Origin of the sequence: Roseovarius nanhaiticus (assembly GCF_900156535.1) — a bacterium.
In the GTDB taxonomy this organism is placed as follows: Bacteria; Pseudomonadota; Alphaproteobacteria; order Rhodobacterales; family Rhodobacteraceae; genus Roseovarius; species Roseovarius nanhaiticus.
The window spans coordinates 1,571,938-1,589,265 of sequence record NZ_FTNV01000001.1 but is presented as its reverse complement, the minus strand read 5'-3'; the positions used below and the strand labels follow the sequence as shown (position 1 = coordinate 1,589,265).

Below are 17,328 nucleotides of genomic sequence, written 5' to 3'. Positions count from 1 at the left end.
CCTATGGGCTGCGGCGGGATTTGAGTATTTTTGCCAAGATGAACGGGGGACGCGCGCGCTAGAGCAAGGCGAGCGCGTCCCTCATGAACGGGTAGCGGTCGAGCGCCGGTGCAACGACCGCCTCTTGCAGGATCGGGGCAAGCGTCGCGGCCACCTCGGCAGGCATGTTGCCCAGAACGCCCTGGCGCGCGGTGAGTGCAATGGTGCGCGTCAGCGGCGCCAGCGGTAATGGCCGCACGTCGATCTCACCCGCAAAGCGGCGCGCACGCATCAGTGCAAGGGGCGGCAGGATGGTCCAGCCGCTACCTTGGGCGACAAGCGCGAGGATGGCGTGATAGCTGTCCAGCTCGAACCGGCGGGGGATGGGCGCGGCGTGACGCGCCAGATGCGCCGCAATGAGGCGCCCCATGTAGTGCCGGGTGGTGTAGTGGATAAGCGGGCTGGTCCGCAGCTGATCCAGCGTATCGCCAGCGCCTGTCAGCAACCCGCGCGGCGCGGCCACGACAAAGCCTTCGCGCATCAGCGGATGCGTCTCGGCCCACTCGGCGCTGTCGCCCAGTTGAGCGGCGACCACGATATCGAGATGCTGCGCATCGAGCTGGTCATGCAGCGAATGGCTCGCCCCCGTTTCCAGCAGGAATTGGCAATCCTGCAGCTGCCCGGCCATATGCGTCAGCAGGCGGGGCGTGACGTCGGCCTCGAAATCCTCGATCATGCCAAGGCGCACGGAGGTGAGCTGCGCGAGATCGGCCATCGCCAGCTCGGCACGAGCCTGCGCGGCCTCGGCCAGAATGGTTTGCGCACGGCGATGCATGATCTCGCCGGCGCGGGTCAGGCGCAGGGGACGCGCGCTGCGCTCGAGAAGGGGCGCGCCGACGGCGGTTTCGAGATTGCTGAGCTGCTGGCTGACGGTCGAAGCGCTGGCGCCGAGGCGGCGCGCGGCCGCGGAAATCGACCGCTCATCCGCCGCGGCCATGAAGACCTCGATCCCCCAGAGCGTGATGCGGCCGGGGCTGGATGGCATGGCGGGTTACTTGCCCATCTTGGAAAGTTGGCGCTGAAGCTCGGCCAGCTGGGCCTTGATGTCGTCGAGATCGCCCTCTTTTCGCGGCGCGGACTCATCCGTACGCGGCTGCGACATGCCCGAGAGCCCGCCCATGCCGCCGGTCATCGCCTTCATGAAGGCTTCCTGCTGGGCGCGCATGGCCTCCATTCCGGGCATCGCGGCCATCGGGTTGCCCTTGGTCATGTTGGTCAGTAGCTGCGATTGCCCGTCACGCAACATCTCGAAGCTGGCGGCGAGGAATTCTGGCACGACGCTGGTGGCCTGTGTCGTGTAGCTGCGCACGAGGTCGTTGAGCACGTTGATCGGCAGGACATTCTCGCCGCGGCTCTCGTGGTCGGCGATGATCTGCAGGAGGTATTGCCGCGTCAGATCATCGCCCGATTTGAGGTCGATGATCTGCACGTCGCGCCCGTCGCGAATGAATTGGCTGATATCCTCAAGCGTGACGTAATCGGACGTTTCGGTGTTGTAGAGGCGCCGGCTTGCGTAGCGCTTGATCAAAAGGGGTTTGCCATTGTCGGACACGATGCGAGCCTCCCGGGAAAAATGCAGCGGTGCAGCAAAGCCTAAAGCCTTTCGCGCCAAAGCTGAACAGTTGATTTTCCCGGCGGCAGCGCGGGGTGCGCGCCGCGCCGCAACATCCGCCCAAAAAGAAAGGGCGAGCCGCATTGCGGCCCGCCCTGTCGTCACGCGCGTCCTGATCTGGGAGGAGGTAGGAGGCGCGTGACGTGTCGCTATGATCGCTGGGCGATTACTTCGCGCCGGCTTTCTTGGCAGCGGACGTCATGTCGTCGGTCGCCTTCTTGACGGCTTTCGACGCATCTTCCTGCATGTCGCGGCCTGCGTTCATCATCAGCTCGACGGTCTCCATCTGGACCTTCTTGGCGACTTCGGCGAATGCGGCCATGTTCTCGGCTGCGACTTCGGCATTGGCGGAAGCGAAATCGCTCATTGCTTTTGCGTAGTCGGCGGGCTCGGCCTTCGCCTTGCTCATTTCCTGCATTTTGGCCAGTGTCGACTGGGTCCATGCGCTGGAAATCTCGGCCGACTTCTCGGCTGCATTCAGGGCAACGCCGGACAGCTTCTCGCTGAGGGCGGCCTGGTTCTTGAACGCGTCTTCCATCGACTTGGTGTCAACGGGGAATGCGCCCATCATGTCTTTCATAATCGTGTTCATGTCTTGTGCCTTAGCCATTTTGTAGCTCCATATCCTAAGGGCACGTTGGTGTGCCCGTTGTTGCGTCTGACAGGAATATGGATGCTGCATCGCGGCATTTCAATAGTTTTTTCTGCGCTGCAGCATAAATTTTCTAAGGCCCTGACCTTGCGTCACTTTCAGCGCGACGCGCGGCGGCGCACATACTCTCCGGGCGCATCGGCAAGGGGCGGATGGTCCGAATCGCCGGGCGTGCGGGCTGCAACCTTTGGTCCCGAACGCGAACGCAGCCACTCCTCCCAGCGCGGCCACCAGCTGCCTTCGTTGAAATCGGCCGCGGCCATCCAGTCATCGGCTCCGCCGCTCCAATCCCCGTTGGTGTAATGGCCGTACTTCTTTTTGGAGGGCGGATTGACGATGCCGGCGATATGGCCCGATTGCGATACGATGAAGGTACGGTCCTTGGACGCCGTCTTGGCCATCCCGCGGAAGCAATCCTTCCACGGCGCGATGTGATCCGTCTCGCAGGTGACGGCCATGAAGGGTACATCCAGATCCGCAAGGCGCAGCGTCTCGCCGAAAAGCTCAAAGCCCTCACCGGCGAATTCGTTGCGCTGGCAGAGGCCGCGCAGGTACTGGCGCGTCATGCGGCCCGGCAGGTTGGCGCCATCGCCATTCCAATAGAGCAGATCGAAGGCGGGTGGTGCCTCGCCCAGCATGTAGCTACGGATCGCGGGCGTGTAGATCAGATCATTCGAGCGCAGGAAGCTCATCGTTCGGCCAAGGATGAACGAGCGCAAGATGCCCTGCGCGTCGATCTCGGCCTCGATCCCGTTGACGAAATCGTCCTGCAGGAAGGGCGTGAATTCGCCCTGGTTGTCGAAATCGGTGAGCGCCGTGAAAAACGTCGCTGATTTGACCGACTTGTCGCCGCGCTTCTTCATCAATGCCAGAGTCAGTGCGAGGGTCGTGCCCGCGATGCAATAGCCGACGACATTGACTTTTTTCGCACCCGTGATCGCCTTGGCCTCGCGGACGGCGGTCAGATAGCCGTCCTCAATATACTGCTCCAATCCGATATCGGCGTGGCTGGCATCGGGATTGACCCAGCTGACCACGAACAGCGTATAGCCCTGCTCGGTGATCCACTTGATGAGGCTGTTCTGCGTCTTGAGGTCGAGAATATAGAATTTGTTGATCCAGGGCGGAAAGATCACCAGCGGGATCTCGTGCACCTCATCCGTGGCGGGCGCGTATTGGATCAGCTCCATCATGTCGTTGCGAAAGACGACCTTGCCCGGTGTGGTGGCGATGTTGCCGCCCAGCTCGAACGCGCTTTCATCGGCGAGGCGCACGACCATCTCGCCATCGTTGGCCTCGAGGTCGGCCACCAGATTTTCCAGCCCTTTGACCAGGCTCTCGCCTTCGGTTTCGACCGCGCGCTCCAGCGCATCGGGGTTTGTGCCCAGAAAATTCGTCGGCGCCATCATGTCGACGATCTGGCGCGCAAAGTAAGACAGGCGCTTTTGCTCGACGGGGCTGAGATCGTCGGCCTCGGCGACCGCATCCTGCACGGCTTTGGCGTTCAGCTCGTATTGCTCGCGGATGTATCGGAAATAGGGGTGCGTGGACCAAAGCGGGTTGGCGAAACGCTTGTCGGCGGGCTTGTCATCGGCCGCGGCCGTCTCGCCTGTCAGCATCAGTCGCTGCGCTTCCATGAAGCTGCGGACGGAGCTGCTCCAATAAGACACCTGATGCTCGTAGAGCTTGGCGGGGTTTTCGACGGCCTCGGACCAATAAGACGCAGCAGCCTTGGCGAAGAGATCCTGGCCAGGCCCGCTAAGGACCGCATTGGGCGGATTTCGGCGCGATAAGGCCGCGATCAAACGCTGCGACAGATCCTCGACTTTGGCCAGGTTGGCCGTCATGCGGGCCTGCGCCTCGGAGCCATCGGGGGCCGTGCCCGCCCCCTCATCATTGGCATTTTCGCCATTATGCGTCGCGTTTTTGCCGTGATCCGTTGCCATATCGTTTTTTTCACCTTACGTTTCTGCTTTGCAGCATTGCGCCGCAGCGATCCCGCTGCGCTGCGCCCGCCACACAATGAAGGGGCCCTGCCCCGAAGGAGTCCGAATGCGCTACATGGTCACGTATGACATGATGGAAACCATGCGCAACGCCAATCAATGGCTGGGGGCCACTGCCCTTTCCATGGCATCCTATCCCATCTTCAGCATGACGCCAAACCCCGCTTTTCAATGGCTTGCCGCTTGGGGCGAAGTGACCGAGCGGACCTTTGACCGCATGGTGACCAAGCCAGACTGGGGGATCCGCACCTTTACCTGCGAGGATGGCAAGGATCATCTGGTCAGCATTGATACCGTGGTCGAGAAACCCTTTTGCAACCTTCTGCATTTCTCGGTGCCCGGACGCCGCAAGATGAAGCGCAAGATTTTGCTGGTCGCGCCCATGTCGGGCCATTACGCGACGCTTTTGCGCTCGACCGTGAAAAGCTTGCTCGTCGATAACGAAGTCTACATCACCGACTGGCACAATGCGCGCGATATCCCCGTCAGCGCGGGCAAGTTCGATGTCGAAGATTCGACGCTTTACCTGGCAGAGTTCATGAAGGCGCTTGGACCCGACACGCATGTCGTTGCCGTGTGTCAGCCCGCGCCTCTTGCCTTGGCCGCGACGGCCTATCTTGCGCAAGAGGATCCCGCTGCTCAGCCGCGCTCGCTGATTTTGATCGGTGGCCCGATCGATCCGGATGCCGCCGCGACCGAAGTCACCGACTTTGGCCGCCGCGTGACGATGGGCCAGCTTGAGCAGACAATGATTCAGCGCGTCGGATTCAAATATCCGGGCGTGGGCCGCATGGTTTACCCAGGCCTTTTGCAGCTGGCTTCGTTCATCTCGATGAACAGTGAAACCCACGCCAAGGCCTTCAGCGATCAGATCGCCCGCGTTGCCCGCGGCGAGGACGGCGATCACGACAGGCACAACCGTTTCTATGACGAATATCTGGCCGTCATGGACATGCCGGCCGAATTCTACCTCTCGACGGTCGAGCGGATCTTCAAGGGTCTTGAGATCGCCAACAACGAGTTCACGATCGAGGGCAAGCATGTCGATATCGGCAAGATCGATAATGTGGCCGTCATGACGGTCGAGGGCGGCAATGACGATATCTCGGCGCCGGGGCAGTGCATTGCGGCGCTGGACCTTCTCACGGGCCTGCCGGACGACAAAAAGAAGAACCACCTTGAGCCGGATGCCGGCCATTACGGCATTTTCGCAGGCAGTAGCTGGCGCAACAATATCCGGCCCGTGGTGCTGAAATTCATGGATGAGAATAGCGGCGCCGCCAAAAAAGTGGCGAACAAAAACGCAGCTGCTTGAGGGCGTTAGCGCGCTTCCTTAAGGTGATGGTTCAAGAGTAACGGGCGCGGGCGCACAGCCTTGCGCCCGTTTTCTCACCTAAGCACCAAAGGTTGCTTCATCCAGGCCAGCAGCGCATCCGTCACAGCGTCCGGCTGCTCCAATGTAGGGGCCCGACCCGCCCCTTCGATCACGCAAAGCGCGGCATAGGGAATGAGGTCCGACAGAAAGCTCTGGCGCTTGACCGGCGAGGTTGCGTCGCTGTCCCCGCAGAGCACGAGCACCGGCATCTTGATCTTGCGCAGGACAGCCTGATAGTCGCGTCGCCGCTGCATCGCGCGAGCCTGCCGAATGACCGTGTCCTTGCCCAGATGATCCGCCATGTCGTAGATCAGCGCCATCACCTCGCCGCGCATCGGACCGGGCGCAAGCGCCTCGGGCGGCATGACGCCGTCCGCGAACCCACGCAAATTGCCCGCGCGGGCCTTGGTGATGACCGGCTCGAGATCAGCCGCCGATTGCGGCGTTTCGGCAAAGGCACTGGCGTTCATCAAGGCGATACGGATCACCCGGTCGGGCGCCCGGCGCGCGACTTCCATCGCGACGCTGGCCCCGATACCCAGCCCGGCAAGCGCAAAGCGGCGCGGCAGCACGTCCAGAAGGTTCGACGCGATCTCCTCGACCCTGTCCCCCATCGTCACCGGCGCAACCGTGATCGCATGCGTCTTGCTCAGCGCGGCCAGCTGCGGGCCGTAAACGCGGGCGTCGCACATGATGTCTGGCAAAAGAACGAGGGGCTCGTTCATGCGGGCAATCCTTCCGGGTTTGCGTGGGGCTGTGGCGCGCACCTTGGCAGAGCCGGCGGCGGCGTCAACCGACGAGTATACGCCGGGGCCGCTCAGGGATAGACGATGCCGCGAAAGGGCGGGAAATCGGCGTAGCGCGCGCGGCGATCCTCGAGTGCCTCGCCAGGCTCGGCGCCCGCACGCAAGAGCAGCCCCTTTGGCGCGATGTAGCTGGAAATCGTTCGCAGAGGCCGCGCGCGATAGCTGAGGTTCATCCCGCAAAGCTTTGGAAAAAAATACATTTCCGAGTAGTCCAGGTGATCATGCATCCACCAGGCCAGATCGCGCCAATCGCGCCCCGCCGCATAGCGATCCGCGAACCAAGGGATCACCAAAGAGGTGCAGGCGCCGCGCTGATCCCCCTCGCCCAGATCCCAGATATGCGAGCCGATATTGGCATCGTTCCGCGCACAGTTGAGGCCGTTCTCATTGCCGAAGCGGTTGAGCGTCGGGCTGCGATAGCCCGACCGGATGGCGATGCGCCCGAATGTCTCGGTCAGCGGATCGAGCAGCGTTTCGCAGAGCGCGCGGCCCATCTCGATCGCGCGGTCCGGATGCTCGGGGATGTTCGGGATGCCATAAAGGCTCCCGATTTCGGAATGGAGGAAATCGCGCATGTAGAAATGCGGGCTGAGGCGCACACGGCCCAGTTCTTCCAGTCCCCGCATGGTGCGGGGCGCGCGCCTCACCCGGTTGCCCGCTCGAGAACATCCGCGATGGACGCGTCAATCAGCTCTAGGCACTGCGCATCCGAGAAGCGGTGATCGGCCCCATCCACCAGTGTCAGCCGCATATCCGGCCCCTCCGCATGGTCCAAAAGCGATAATGCGACAGAGGTTTTCACCGACTCATCGGCAGCTCCTTGTAGAAATCGAACAGGGAACGGTAAATGAAGCGCATCACGCAGTACGAGGTTCTGCCGCCCGTCCTCGATCAGTTTTCGTGTCACCGGGTAAGGCGCGTCATAGTCGCTGGGCAGCAAGGTCTGGCCTGCCTCCATCACCTCGGCGCGCTGCGCGTCGGTCAGACCGGCCCACATGCTATCCTCGGTGAAGTCTGGCGCCGCGGCGATTGTCACCATGCCCGCAATCCGCTCGGGCATCTGGCGGGCCACCAAGAGGGCAATCCAGCCGCCCATGGACGAACCGACCAGGATCTGCGGTCCTTCGGTGCAGGCCTCAATAACGGCGATGGCATCGGCCGCCCACTCCGAAATGCACCCATCGGTGAACGCGCCAGACGACGCGCCATGGCCGGAATAATCAAAACGCAGGAAGGCGCGCCCGTCGGCGCGGGCGCGCGCCTCCAGATGCACGGCCTTGGTCCCCTCCATATCGGACATGAAACCGCCCAGAAACACCGTGCCCGGAGCGCGCCCCCGGGTTCGGTGATAGGCGATGCGCCGCCGCTCGGGCGTCTCAAGCTCGCCGCGTACCGCTGCCCAGTGGCTATCCGCCGACATAGGGCGCCTTGCGCGGGCGGTAGAAAACCTTCTGGTTATGCAATCGCCCCAGCAAATCATCGATCTCGCGCACCGTGTGTCCCGCGATGGGCGCGTCCGCGTCGGCGCCGCCGGGCATGGTCAGCCGCCGCTTGGCGTGGCGGAGGGCGTCCTCGATCAGGTCCATATCCTCGACGCCGATCTCGATATTCGGGTTATAGCCAGTCATGTCACGCTCCTGTGGGGACAATGGTACATTCAGTCTACCCCCACACCCGGCCCGGCGCCAACCGGATTTCGTGGCCCCGGCGCGCTTGACACCCTGCAAGGGCAGCGGCACAAGGGCACCTCACCCGCAACCGGGCGCACATGTAGGCGCCAAACCGACGAGGAGCGCCCCAGATGGCCCAAATCTCCCTGACATTTCCCGATGGCAACGCCCGCCAATACGCACCCGGCATCACCCCCGGCGAGGTCGCTGCCGATATTTCCAAGTCCCTCGGGAAGAAGGCGATTTCGGCCACGGTCGATGGCCATCACTGGGATCTGCAATGGCCGATCGACACGGATGCCAGCATCGCCATCCACACCATGCAGGACGAGGCGCAATCAAACGAGCTGATCCGCCACGATCTGGCGCATGTCATGGCCCGCGCCGTGCAGGAGATCTGGCCCGACGTCAAAGTGACGATCGGCCCGGTGATCGAGAACGGCTGGTACTATGATTTCGACCGCGAAGAGCCCTTTACCCCCGAGGATCTGGGCCTGATCGAAAAGAAGATGCGCGACATCATCAACGCGCGCGATCCCGTCCACACCGAGGTCTGGGACCGCCCCCGCGCGATCCAACACTACAAGGACGCTGGCGAGCCCTTCAAGGTCGAGCTGATCGAGGCGATCCCCGGCGACGAGCCCTTGCGCATGTATTGGCACGGCGACTGGCAGGATCTCTGCCGCGGGCCGCATTTGCAGCACACTGGCCAACTGCCGGCGGATGCGTTCAAGCTGATGAGCGTCGCGGGCGCCTATTGGCGCGGGGACAGCAAACGCGAGATGCTGCAGCGCATCTATGGCGTGGCGTTCAGCTCCAAGGAGAAGCTGCGGGCGCATCTCAACATGCTGGAGGAGGCCGCCAAGCGCGACCACCGCAAGCTGGGCCGCGAGATGGACCTTTACCACATGCAGGAAGAGGCGCCGGGTCAGGTCTTCTGGCACCCGAATGGCTGGACGATCTACACGCAGCTGCAGGATTACATGCGCCGCAAGCAACGCGCGGGCGGCTATCAGGAAATCAACACGCCCCAGGTCGTCGACCGCAAGCTCTGGGAGGCGTCGGGCCACTGGGACAAGTATCAAGACCATATGTTCATCGTCGAGGTCGAAGAAGATCACGCCAAAGAGAAGGCCGTGAACGCCCTCAAGCCGATGAACTGCCCCTGCCACGTGCAGGTGTTCAACCAGGGCCTCAAATCCTACCGCGATCTGCCGCTGCGCTTGGCCGAGTTCGGTTCCTGCTCGCGCTACGAGCCGTCGGGCGCGCTGCACGGCATCATGCGCGTGCGCGGGTTCACGCAGGATGATGCGCATATCTTCTGCACCGAGGATCAGATCGAGGCGGAATGCGCGCGCTTCATCAATTTCCTCGCGGATATCTACGCCGATCTCGGCTTTGCCGAGTTCGAGATCAAGTTCGCCACCCGCCCCGAAAAGCGGGTCGGTACGGACGAGTCATGGGACCATGTCGAGGGCGCGCTGGAGGGCGCGATCAAGGCGACGGGCCGCGATTTCACGCTGGAGCCGGGCGATGGGGCGTTTTACGGCCCCAAACTGGACTTCTACCTGACCGACGCGATTGGCCGGACGTGGCAATGCGGCACCTTTCAGGTGGACCCCAACCTGCCCGAGCGTCTGGGCGCCACCTACATCGCCGCCGATGGCTCCAAGCAGCGCCCCTATATGCTGCACCGCGCTACGTTGGGCAGTTTCGAGCGGTTTATCGGCATCCTGATCGAGGAACACGCGGGTAAGCTGCCCTTCTGGCTGGCGCCGCGGCAGGTTGTGGTCGCCTCAATCGTCTCTGAGGCGGATGACTACGTGAACGAAGTCGTCGCCGCCTTGCAGGCGCGCGGGGTTCGCGCCGAGGCCGATATTCGCAACGAGAAGATCAACTACAAGGTCCGCGAGCATTCCGTCGGCAAGGTGCCTGTCATCCTCGCTTGCGGGCACCGCGAGGTCGATGATCGCACCGTGTCCCTGCGCCGTCTCGGCCAGAAAGACAGCCGTGTCGAGGCGCTGGACGCGGTGCTTGAGACGCTTGGGCAGGACGCCAAGGCGCCCGATCTGCTGTAACAATCGGCATAAATCAGCGGTGCGGCGCCGAAATATTGCGCCGCACCACGCATCGTGCTCCAAAATTTCCCTTTGATTTCAGGTGCGGCGTTCTGACGCGCCTCTGACAGATTCGTGTCTGACGTATCCGTGACTAGCGCGATACGCCAAGGTTTTCCTATGGTCACAGCATCGCAGGAATAAGCGATGACCATGATCCAACTGGGAGACGAAGATGTCCAATATGATGAAAACAGCCGCCATCGCAGGCGCGTTTACCGCAGCCCTCGCCGCGCAGGCCACCACTGCCAGCGCCGCAGGCCAGGTCAAATGCTACGGCGTGTCGCTCGCCGGCGAAAACGATTGCAAGGCCGGCGCAGGAACCACCTGTGCTGGCTCGTCCACCGTCGACTATCAGGGCAATGCCTGGAAACTCGTCGATGAGGGCAACTGCACCACGATGGAGCTGCCCGACATGGCCGACGGCACCCCGCGCGAAGGCTCCTTGGAAGAACTGGACCGCGATCTGCCCGCCTGATGGGATGATCGAGAAAGTGTCGGGCGCGCCCTATCGCGGCCCGCCCGACCAGCTATTGCGACCAATTGTTTAAGGGGGATCACGCCATGGTGAACGCTGCATCACACCGCCCCTGCGCGCTGCCAGTCGGGGCAGGCATTGGTTATAAGGCGCAGCATTTCAGTGCCTTGATGGAGGATCCCGGCCCTGTTTCCTGGTTGGAAATCCACGCGGAAAACTACATGGGCGGCGGCGGGCGGCCTCTTGCGCAGTTGCGCGCGCTGTCCGAGCGGTTCGCCATATCAGTCCACGGCGTCGGCCTCAGCATCGGGGGCGAAGCGCCGCTGGACGCTGACCATCTGGACCGGCTGCGGCATCTGACAGGCTGGCTGAACCCGGCCAGCTTTTCCGAGCATCTGGCCTGGTCCACGCATGATGGCGCCTATCTGAACGATCTGTTGCCCCTGCCCTACACGCGCGCCACGCTGGCCCGCGTCTGCGATCATATCGACGCGGTGCAGGAGGCCATCGGACGGCCCATGCTGCTGGAAAACCCCTCCAGCTATCTCAGCTTCGACGAAAGCACGATGTCCGAGACTGAATTTCTCGCAGAGATTGCGGCGCGCACCGGCTGCGGGCTGCTGCTCGATGTGAACAACGTCGTCATCTCGGCCCATAACCTCGGAATGGATGCGCGCGCCTACATCGACGCCTTCCCCGTGCAGCATGTGGGCGAGCTTCATCTTGGGGGCCATGACGAGGATGCAGGCGGCGATACCCCGCTCCTGATCGACAGCCACGGGCGCGAGGTGGCGGAGCCTGTCTGGGCACTGCTGGCGCATACGCTGGAGCGGACGGGGCCGCGGCCCCTCCTGATCGAATGGGATGCCGATGTGCCGGACTGGCCTGTCTTGCGCGCCGAGGCGCAGCGCGCGGCGGATGCGCTGGATGCGGCCCGCGCGCCGCAAAAGGTGCCCGCATGAGCGTCGATCAAACCGCCTTCCGCGCCGCCCTGCTGGACCCGGAAAGGCCCACGCCCCATGGCCTTGGGGATGGGCGTGGCGGTCCGGCGGGACGCCGCTTCGACGTTTACCGCAACAACGTGGCCTCTAGCCTGATCGACGCGCTCGAGCTGGGCTTTCCGGCGCTGCGCGAGCTGATCGGCCCCAATAATTTCCGCGCCGTGATGGGCGTCTTTCTGCGCCAGCACCCACCACGCGCGCCCATGATAGCCCTTTACGGCGCAGATCTGCCCAAATTTCTGGAAAGCTTCGCGCCGCTCGCGCATCTGGGATACCTCCCCGACGTCGCCCGGCTGGAGCAGGCTTTGCGCGAATGTTACCACGCCAAGGACGCCAAGGCACTCGATCCTGCGAAATTGCAGGCCATCCCGCCCGAGCATCTGCCCACCTGCCGCGCCGAGCTGGCGCCTGCACTGCGCATCCTGCGCTCTTCTTGGCCCGTCCACGCCATCTGGGCCTACAACATGGAGCCAGGCGCGCCGAAACCCGGCGCCGCGGCGCAGGATGTCATCCTGACGCGCCCCGAATTCGATCCGATCATGTCGGTCTGCGGCCCGGGCGGCGCCGCCTTCGTGTTGGCGCTGGCAGAAGGCGCGACCGTCGGGGCCGCGCATGAGACCGCAACATCCGAGGCGCAGGATTTCGATTTGGCTGCAGTTCTGGGTATCCTTATCGGCGGAGGCGCCCTGACCCGCATCATTCCCGGAGATCGCCCATGACCACCCTGACCGCGCGCTATACGGCGCTAACTGCTGCGCTGGATCGCGCAGGCGATTCGCTGGGCCTTGTCGCGCGCTTTCTCTTTGCTGCGGTCCTCTTCGGGTACTTCTGGGCTTCGGGCCTGACCAAGCTGGGGGACGGCGCTCTGGGCCTCTTCAAACCCGCGCTCGGCGCCTATGCGCAGATCTTTCCCAAGGCGATGGAGGCGGCGGGCTACGACGTCAGCCAGCTGACTTTCCTGCACACCGCGGTTGTGCTGGCGGGAACATGGGCAGAGTTCATCCTGCCCACGCTGATCGTGATCGGCCTTGCCACACGGCTCGCCGCACTTGGAATGATCGGTTTCATCATCGTGCAGTCGCTGACGGATCTGATCGGGCACGGCCTCTGGGCCGAGCCGGACGCCGTGGGCCGATGGTTCGACCGGGTGCCTGACGCGATCATCATGGATCAGCGTGCGCTCTGGGTCTTCTTGCTGCTGGTCATGGTGCTGAAGGGCGCGGGGCCTCTGTCGCTGGACCGATTGGCCGCGCGCCGCATAACTGGGGCCAGCAGCCTTTAGGCGGAGAGGAGCGCCGCCTGAACCTGCGGCGTCCAGCCAAGGTAGAGCTCATCGCCGTCTTCGATCAGCGGCCGCTTCATCAGGGCCGGATGCGCGCGAATGAGGTCCAATGGCGGACCTGCACGCTCCTCCTCATCCAGGCCCCGCCACGTGGTCGAGCGGGTGTTCACCAGCGCATCCCCGAAGGTATCATGGGCTCTAGCCAGCAGAGCGTCCGGCAGCGGATGCTCGCGGATATCAATCAACTCTGCCTCCGGCAGCGCCTTGGCGGCCTTGCGGCACGTATCACAATTCTTCAGCCCGAAAATCCGCATCGATGCCACCTGTTTTCTGCGTCTGAGTCCTGCGCGGCGTTTCGCCACCCTGCTCTGCCTAGGCGCCATTTTGCACGGTTGCCAGCCTCTTTTGCTTGATTTTTGCACAGCCCGTGCAAAGATCATCTGTGCGACCGGCGCCATGTGGCCGCACTGACGCGGTCATGTCGCTCCGGCTGAACAGCTGGGCTTTTGCTCGGCAGGACGGACTGGAAGGAGAAGCGGAATGCCGACAGGCACCGTGAAATGGTTCAACACCACAAAAGGTTATGGTTTCATCGCGCCCGATGGCGGCGGCAAGGACATCTTTGTCCATATATCTGCCGTCGAGCGATCGGGATTGACCGGGCTCGCCGATGACCAGAAGGTCAGCTTCGACCTTGAGGAGGGGCGCGACGGTCGAGAGATGGCAGCGAACCTGTCGCTGCTTTAGGGACATTCGATCCCAGCGCGAGGCCGCGTAGATCGGGCCCACGCGTCGTAGTGCGCCTGACCCTATGATATGTCGTGGATCGCGGCCCCCGTTCAGGTGGGGCCGCGACCATGTGGTTCTCACTCGCTTTGCTTCTGCTCGCTGCCCTGATCCACGTTGCCGTGGTCCATGCCCTCTTTGGGCATACGCTCAAGATCGACGGTGACCTCGACGGTCATGTCACCTGCCTTTTCGAAGCTGAGCGTGATGGGGATCACGTCCCCCTGCTCCAGTGTGGCAGTCAGACCCATCAGCATCACATGCGCTCCGCCTCGCTGCATACTGAGCGTTCCATCGGCGGGCAGCTCGAACCCCTCCTCGACGTGGACCATGCTCATGACGCCATCCCCCGATTCTACATGAGTATGTAGCTGCACGAGGTCAGCCGCCGGAGAGGCGGCGCCAATCAGCCGGTCGGCCTCGCCGTGGTTGATGATCTGCATGAAAGCGGCGCCGGTCTTGGACGTGGGCGCAGCACTGCGCGCATAGGCATCCTCGACCATGATATCGGCGGCGAACGCGGGCGTTGCCGCAAAAAGGGCCGCGCTTGCAGCTAGGCTACGAAGTGTGAAGGACATTGAGTCACCTCCTCATTTGAATAAGAATTTTAACGTGATCGACGTGCGCTACGCTCAACTTGGCGGCGCGCGCGCACGCGCACGCGGCCAAGCCGTGCTTGACCTATACCATACGAGTGGCAGTGCGGCGGCTTGCACAGGCGTGCCAGCGAAAGCCGATATCTCTGTGATATCCGGCAGAATGCCGCCCAGCGCGGCCAAAGCACAATCGGGGCAGACATGGGCCGGACCCACGGGCGCACCCGTCGCATCGACGGCGATGCGCATGGGCCCAGTCCCGGTACAGATCGTCATCACCCCGGCCACCCAAGGCGCACTGCGCGCAAGCGCTGGCGCGGTGGCAATCAGCGCAAGCGCCAATATCGTTGCGATGATGGGATGACGCGACACTCTCATGAACAATATCTGGTTTGAGAATGAGCCGAGTAAAGTCCCGAAGGCGCGCGTGCAGGCAAGATGCCATGCAAAAGGCCCCGCCGCAATCGGCAGGGCCTATCCAAAACATCACACACGAGGCGGATCAGGCCGAAGCGGCCAGCGCCTTGGCGATTTCTTTTTTGACCTTCAAGACCGAAGGCGACAGCTCGACATCCTTCGCCTTGGCCAGGAAAGCGTCCAGGCCACCCCGGTGATCGACGCTGCGCAGGGCATGAGCCGAAATGCGCATCTTGATCCCGCGGTTCAGCGCTTCGGACTGAAGCGTCACGTCGTTCAGGTTCGGCAGGTAACGACGCTTGGTCTTGTTGTTGGCGTGGCTGGAGTTATTGCCAACCATCGGGCCTTTTCCGGTCAATTCGCAGCGGCGCGACATGGTGTCATCCTCGTCTTATTAGGTGAAGGCCAGTCGGCCCGTATTGAAGCGGTCTTCAAAGACCACGTGACGCCGCCGCAGCGACGCCCGAAATTCCGTTGGCGGTGAATAGGCGGAATCGCCCGGCCCGTCAAGTGGCGCCCCGGCCAATTCAGGGCCCGCCAAAAGAGATTCTTGCCTTCGGCGAGGATATTTTTCGGCAAGAAGAAAAGACACCCTTCTTCTTGCCTGGAAATATCCCGGGGAGGAGCCGCGCAGCGGCGGAGGGGCAGCGCCCCTCACCCGTTCCAAACGCCCGCGCCGATCCGCTCGAGCAGCTCCCTCGCCGCGATGGCAGGTGTGGTGCGCCCCTCAGCCACGGCGGCGCCCAGTTCCTCCATCGCGGCGCGCGCCTCGGGCGTGGCAAGCTGGGACAGCAGCCCCTGGCGCACTTCCTCGCCGAACCAGTAGCGCGCCTGCGCGGCCCGCCGGGCGTCCCAATGGCCGTTCTCACGGCGCCACTTGGTCAGCGCCTGCATCTCCCCCCAAGCCGGCTGCATGCCGGTATCTTCGAGGGCCGAAACCATCATCGCCTTGGGAAAGCCCTCGGGATCCTGCGGGCGCTTGCGCAAGAGGCGCAGCGCGCCAGAATAGTCGGCGCAGGTGCGGCTGGCGGCGGATTTCAAATCGCCGTCAGCCTTGTTGATCAGGATAATGTCAGCGATCTCCATGATCCCGCGCTTGACGCCCTGAAGCTCGTCGCCGCCCGCAGGCGCCAGCAAGAGGACGAAAAGGTCCGACATTTCGGCCACCACCGTCTCTGACTGGCCCACCCCGACCGTCTCGATCAGCACCACGTCGAAGCCAGCCGCCTCGCACAGCGCCACCGCCTCGCGGGAGCGGCGACCGACGCCGCCCAGATGCGTCTGGCTGGGCGAGGGCCGGATGAAGGCGTTCGGATCGCGGCTGAGCCGGTCCATGCGTGTCTTGTCGCCCAGAATCGAGCCGCCCGAGCGGGCCGAACTGGGATCGACCGCGAGGACCGCGACGCGCAGGCCCTGCCCAGTCAGCATGCCGCCGAATCCTTCGATGAAGGTCGACTTGCCGACCCCCGGCGTGCCCGACAGCCCGATGCGCAGCGCCTGGCGATCCACGCCGTCCGCGCCCTTGAGCGCCTCGACCAGCTCAGCCGCCATGGCGCGGTGATCGGGGCGTGTGCTCTCGACCAGGGTAATCGCACGCGACAGCGCCCGCCGATCCCCTTTGACAATCCCGCGCTCAAGCTGTGCAATGTCGATGCTCATGATTGCCCTTGCCCTTGTCCCCGCCTCGCCCCCTATCTGCCGCGCCGGGCCGGGATTTGTCCAGTCCAACCGCAGTCGTTCCTGACCTCCGGAGACCCGATGACACATCCCGCCGCCATCCCTGCCCGGCTCGGCCTTCTGGCCGCGCTGATCTGGCTCGCCCTGCCCCTGCGGGCCGAGGATACCGCCGTGACCTATGACGTGCGCCTGCTGGGCCTGCCGGTGGGCAAGATGCAATTCGCCGCCCGCGAGCGGGACGGCGCCTATGCGGTTACCGGCCTCTTTTCGGCCAGCGGGATCGGGCGCATCGCCGATGCGGGCTTTCGCCTCAGCGCCACCGGGCGCATCCGAAACGGCGCGCTCGCCCCCCGGCGCTATGACGAAAAGATCGATACCGGCAGCCGCAGCAGCACTGCCCAACTCAGCTACGAGGGCGGCGTGCCGCGCCTGACGGGCGGCAGCGTGATGGCCGAGGTGGCAGCCGATCCGGGCGCGCTCGACCCGGCGCAGCAGCGCGGCACGGTCGATCCGCTGACCGCACTCTGGGGCGTGCTGCGCGTCCGGCCCGCAGCGGGCATCTGCCGATATGACGTGGTCATCTTCGATGGCCAGCGGCGATCGCGCCTTGCCATGACGGGCGGCGGCATGACCGGGTCGGGCGCCACCTGCACCGGCGCCTACACGCGTCTTGCCGGGTTTTCCGCCTCCGAGATGAAGCGCCAGACGGTCTATCCCTTTACCGTCACCTACACCTCCCAGGGCGGGGAGATGCGGGCCGAGGCGCTGTCGGTCAAATCCGCCTACGGCACCGCCTCGATGACGCGCGAGTAGC

20 protein-coding genes are annotated in these 17,328 nt (G+C 63.6%); 8 read left to right on the top strand and 12 right to left on the bottom strand.

Annotated features, from left to right (window positions below; translation table 11 throughout):
* Positions 1–58: 58 nt before the first annotated feature.
* The 4 genes from BW975_RS07695 to BW975_RS07680 all read right to left on the bottom strand — a co-directional run bounded on the left by BW975_RS07695 (position 59) and on the right by BW975_RS07680 (position 4,150).
* Positions 59–1,024, bottom strand: coding sequence for a LysR family transcriptional regulator (locus BW975_RS07695; protein WP_076532416.1), 966 nt, complete (start codon positions 1,022–1,024; stop codon positions 59–61).
* A gap of 6 nt (positions 1,025–1,030) precedes the next feature.
* Positions 1,031–1,591 (bottom strand): polyhydroxyalkanoate synthesis repressor PhaR, encoded by a 561-nt coding sequence (phaR, locus tag BW975_RS07690; protein WP_076533524.1) that lies wholly within the window; start codon positions 1,589–1,591, stop codon positions 1,031–1,033.
* A 226-nt stretch (positions 1,592–1,817) separates the two neighbouring features.
* The gene (locus BW975_RS07685) at positions 1,818–2,261 is read right to left on the bottom strand and encodes a phasin, PhaP (protein ID WP_076532414.1); all 444 of its coding nucleotides are present in this window, start codon (positions 2,259–2,261) and stop codon (positions 1,818–1,820) included.
* Between the two features lie 140 nt (positions 2,262–2,401).
* Positions 2,402–4,150, bottom strand: coding sequence for a PHA/PHB synthase family protein (locus BW975_RS07680; RefSeq protein WP_076533522.1), 1,749 nt, complete (start codon positions 4,148–4,150; stop codon positions 2,402–2,404).
* A 205-nt stretch (positions 4,151–4,355) separates the two neighbouring features.
* Here BW975_RS07680 and phaZ point away from each other — a divergent pair, with 205 nt between their 5' ends.
* Positions 4,356–5,624 (top strand): polyhydroxyalkanoate depolymerase, encoded by a 1,269-nt coding sequence (gene phaZ, locus BW975_RS07675; RefSeq protein WP_076532412.1) that lies wholly within the window; start codon positions 4,356–4,358, stop codon positions 5,622–5,624.
* 74 nt (positions 5,625–5,698) lie between these two features.
* On the opposite strand, the gene BW975_RS07670 is transcribed toward phaZ, so the two are convergent.
* The 4 genes from BW975_RS07670 to BW975_RS07655 form a co-directional block, all read right to left on the bottom strand.
* Positions 5,699–6,409 carry an alpha/beta fold hydrolase gene (locus BW975_RS07670; RefSeq protein WP_076532410.1) on the bottom strand — a complete coding sequence of 237 codons (711 nt, stop codon included), beginning with the start codon at positions 6,407–6,409 and terminating at the stop codon, positions 5,699–5,701.
* A 92-nt stretch (positions 6,410–6,501) separates the two neighbouring features.
* Positions 6,502–7,116 (bottom strand): hypothetical protein, encoded by a 615-nt coding sequence (locus BW975_RS07665; protein WP_076532407.1) that lies wholly within the window; start codon positions 7,114–7,116, stop codon positions 6,502–6,504.
* A gap of 17 nt (positions 7,117–7,133) precedes the next feature.
* The gene (locus tag BW975_RS07660) at positions 7,134–7,910 is read right to left on the bottom strand and encodes an alpha/beta fold hydrolase (protein ID WP_076532405.1); all 777 of its coding nucleotides are present in this window, start codon (positions 7,908–7,910) and stop codon (positions 7,134–7,136) included.
* Complete coding sequence (locus BW975_RS07655; protein WP_076532403.1) at positions 7,897–8,118, bottom strand: hypothetical protein; 222 nt, start codon at positions 8,116–8,118, stop codon at positions 7,897–7,899. Before BW975_RS07655 ends, BW975_RS07660 begins: the two co-directional genes overlap by 14 nt.
* Positions 8,119–8,291: 173 nt before the next feature.
* Between BW975_RS07655 and thrS the strand changes: the two genes are divergently transcribed.
* From thrS to BW975_RS07630, 5 genes are all read left to right on the top strand, one after another.
* Positions 8,292–10,238, top strand: a complete 1,947-nt coding sequence (gene thrS / locus BW975_RS07650) for a threonine--tRNA ligase (RefSeq protein ID WP_076532402.1) — start codon at positions 8,292–8,294, stop codon at positions 10,236–10,238.
* 214 nt (positions 10,239–10,452) lie between these two features.
* A complete protein-coding gene (locus tag BW975_RS07645) occupies positions 10,453–10,755 on the top strand; it encodes a BufA1 family periplasmic bufferin-type metallophore (protein ID WP_076532400.1) in 303 nt (100 codons plus the stop codon).
* An 86-nt stretch (positions 10,756–10,841) separates the two neighbouring features.
* Positions 10,842–11,717 (top strand): MNIO family bufferin maturase, encoded by an 876-nt coding sequence (gene bufB / locus BW975_RS07640; RefSeq protein WP_076532398.1) that lies wholly within the window; start codon positions 10,842–10,844, stop codon positions 11,715–11,717.
* On the top strand, positions 11,714–12,475 hold the full coding sequence (locus BW975_RS07635) for an HvfC/BufC N-terminal domain-containing protein (protein ID WP_076532397.1): 762 nt from the start codon (positions 11,714–11,716) through the stop codon (positions 12,473–12,475). The genes bufB and BW975_RS07635 overlap by 4 nt, the downstream gene beginning before the upstream one ends.
* Entirely contained in the window at positions 12,472–13,038 is a 567-nt protein-coding gene (locus BW975_RS07630; protein ID WP_076532395.1) for a DoxX family protein, read from the top strand. The genes BW975_RS07635 and BW975_RS07630 overlap by 4 nt, the downstream gene beginning before the upstream one ends.
* Here BW975_RS07630 and BW975_RS07625 read toward each other — a convergent pair.
* On the bottom strand, positions 13,035–13,352 hold the full coding sequence (locus BW975_RS07625; RefSeq protein ID WP_076532393.1) for an arsenate reductase family protein: 318 nt from the start codon (positions 13,350–13,352) through the stop codon (positions 13,035–13,037). The two genes, BW975_RS07630 and BW975_RS07625, sit on opposite strands and share 4 nt — an antisense overlap.
* Before the next feature lie 226 nt (positions 13,353–13,578).
* Here BW975_RS07625 and BW975_RS07620 point away from each other — a divergent pair, with 226 nt between their 5' ends.
* The gene (locus BW975_RS07620; RefSeq protein ID WP_076532391.1) at positions 13,579–13,785 is read left to right on the top strand and encodes a cold-shock protein; all 207 of its coding nucleotides are present in this window, start codon (positions 13,579–13,581) and stop codon (positions 13,783–13,785) included.
* Positions 13,786–13,904: 119 nt separating this feature from the next.
* Here the strand turns inward: BW975_RS07620 and BW975_RS07615 are convergent, their stop codons facing one another.
* From BW975_RS07615 to meaB, 3 genes are all read right to left on the bottom strand, one after another.
* A complete protein-coding gene (locus BW975_RS07615; RefSeq protein ID WP_076532389.1) occupies positions 13,905–14,402 on the bottom strand; it encodes a copper chaperone PCu(A)C in 498 nt (165 codons plus the stop codon).
* A gap of 520 nt (positions 14,403–14,922) precedes the next feature.
* Positions 14,923–15,213 carry a 50S ribosomal protein L28 gene (rpmB, locus tag BW975_RS07605; RefSeq protein ID WP_076532386.1) on the bottom strand — a complete coding sequence of 97 codons (291 nt, stop codon included), beginning with the start codon at positions 15,211–15,213 and terminating at the stop codon, positions 14,923–14,925.
* 278 nt (positions 15,214–15,491) lie between these two features.
* Entirely contained in the window at positions 15,492–16,496 is a 1,005-nt protein-coding gene (meaB, locus tag BW975_RS07600) for a methylmalonyl Co-A mutase-associated GTPase MeaB (protein ID WP_418314300.1), read from the bottom strand.
* Positions 16,497–16,595: 99 nt separating this feature from the next.
* Here meaB and BW975_RS07595 point away from each other — a divergent pair, with 99 nt between their 5' ends.
* Complete coding sequence (locus tag BW975_RS07595) at positions 16,596–17,327, top strand: DUF3108 domain-containing protein (protein WP_076532385.1); 732 nt, start codon at positions 16,596–16,598, stop codon at positions 17,325–17,327.
* Position 17,328: the final 1 nt, after the last annotated feature.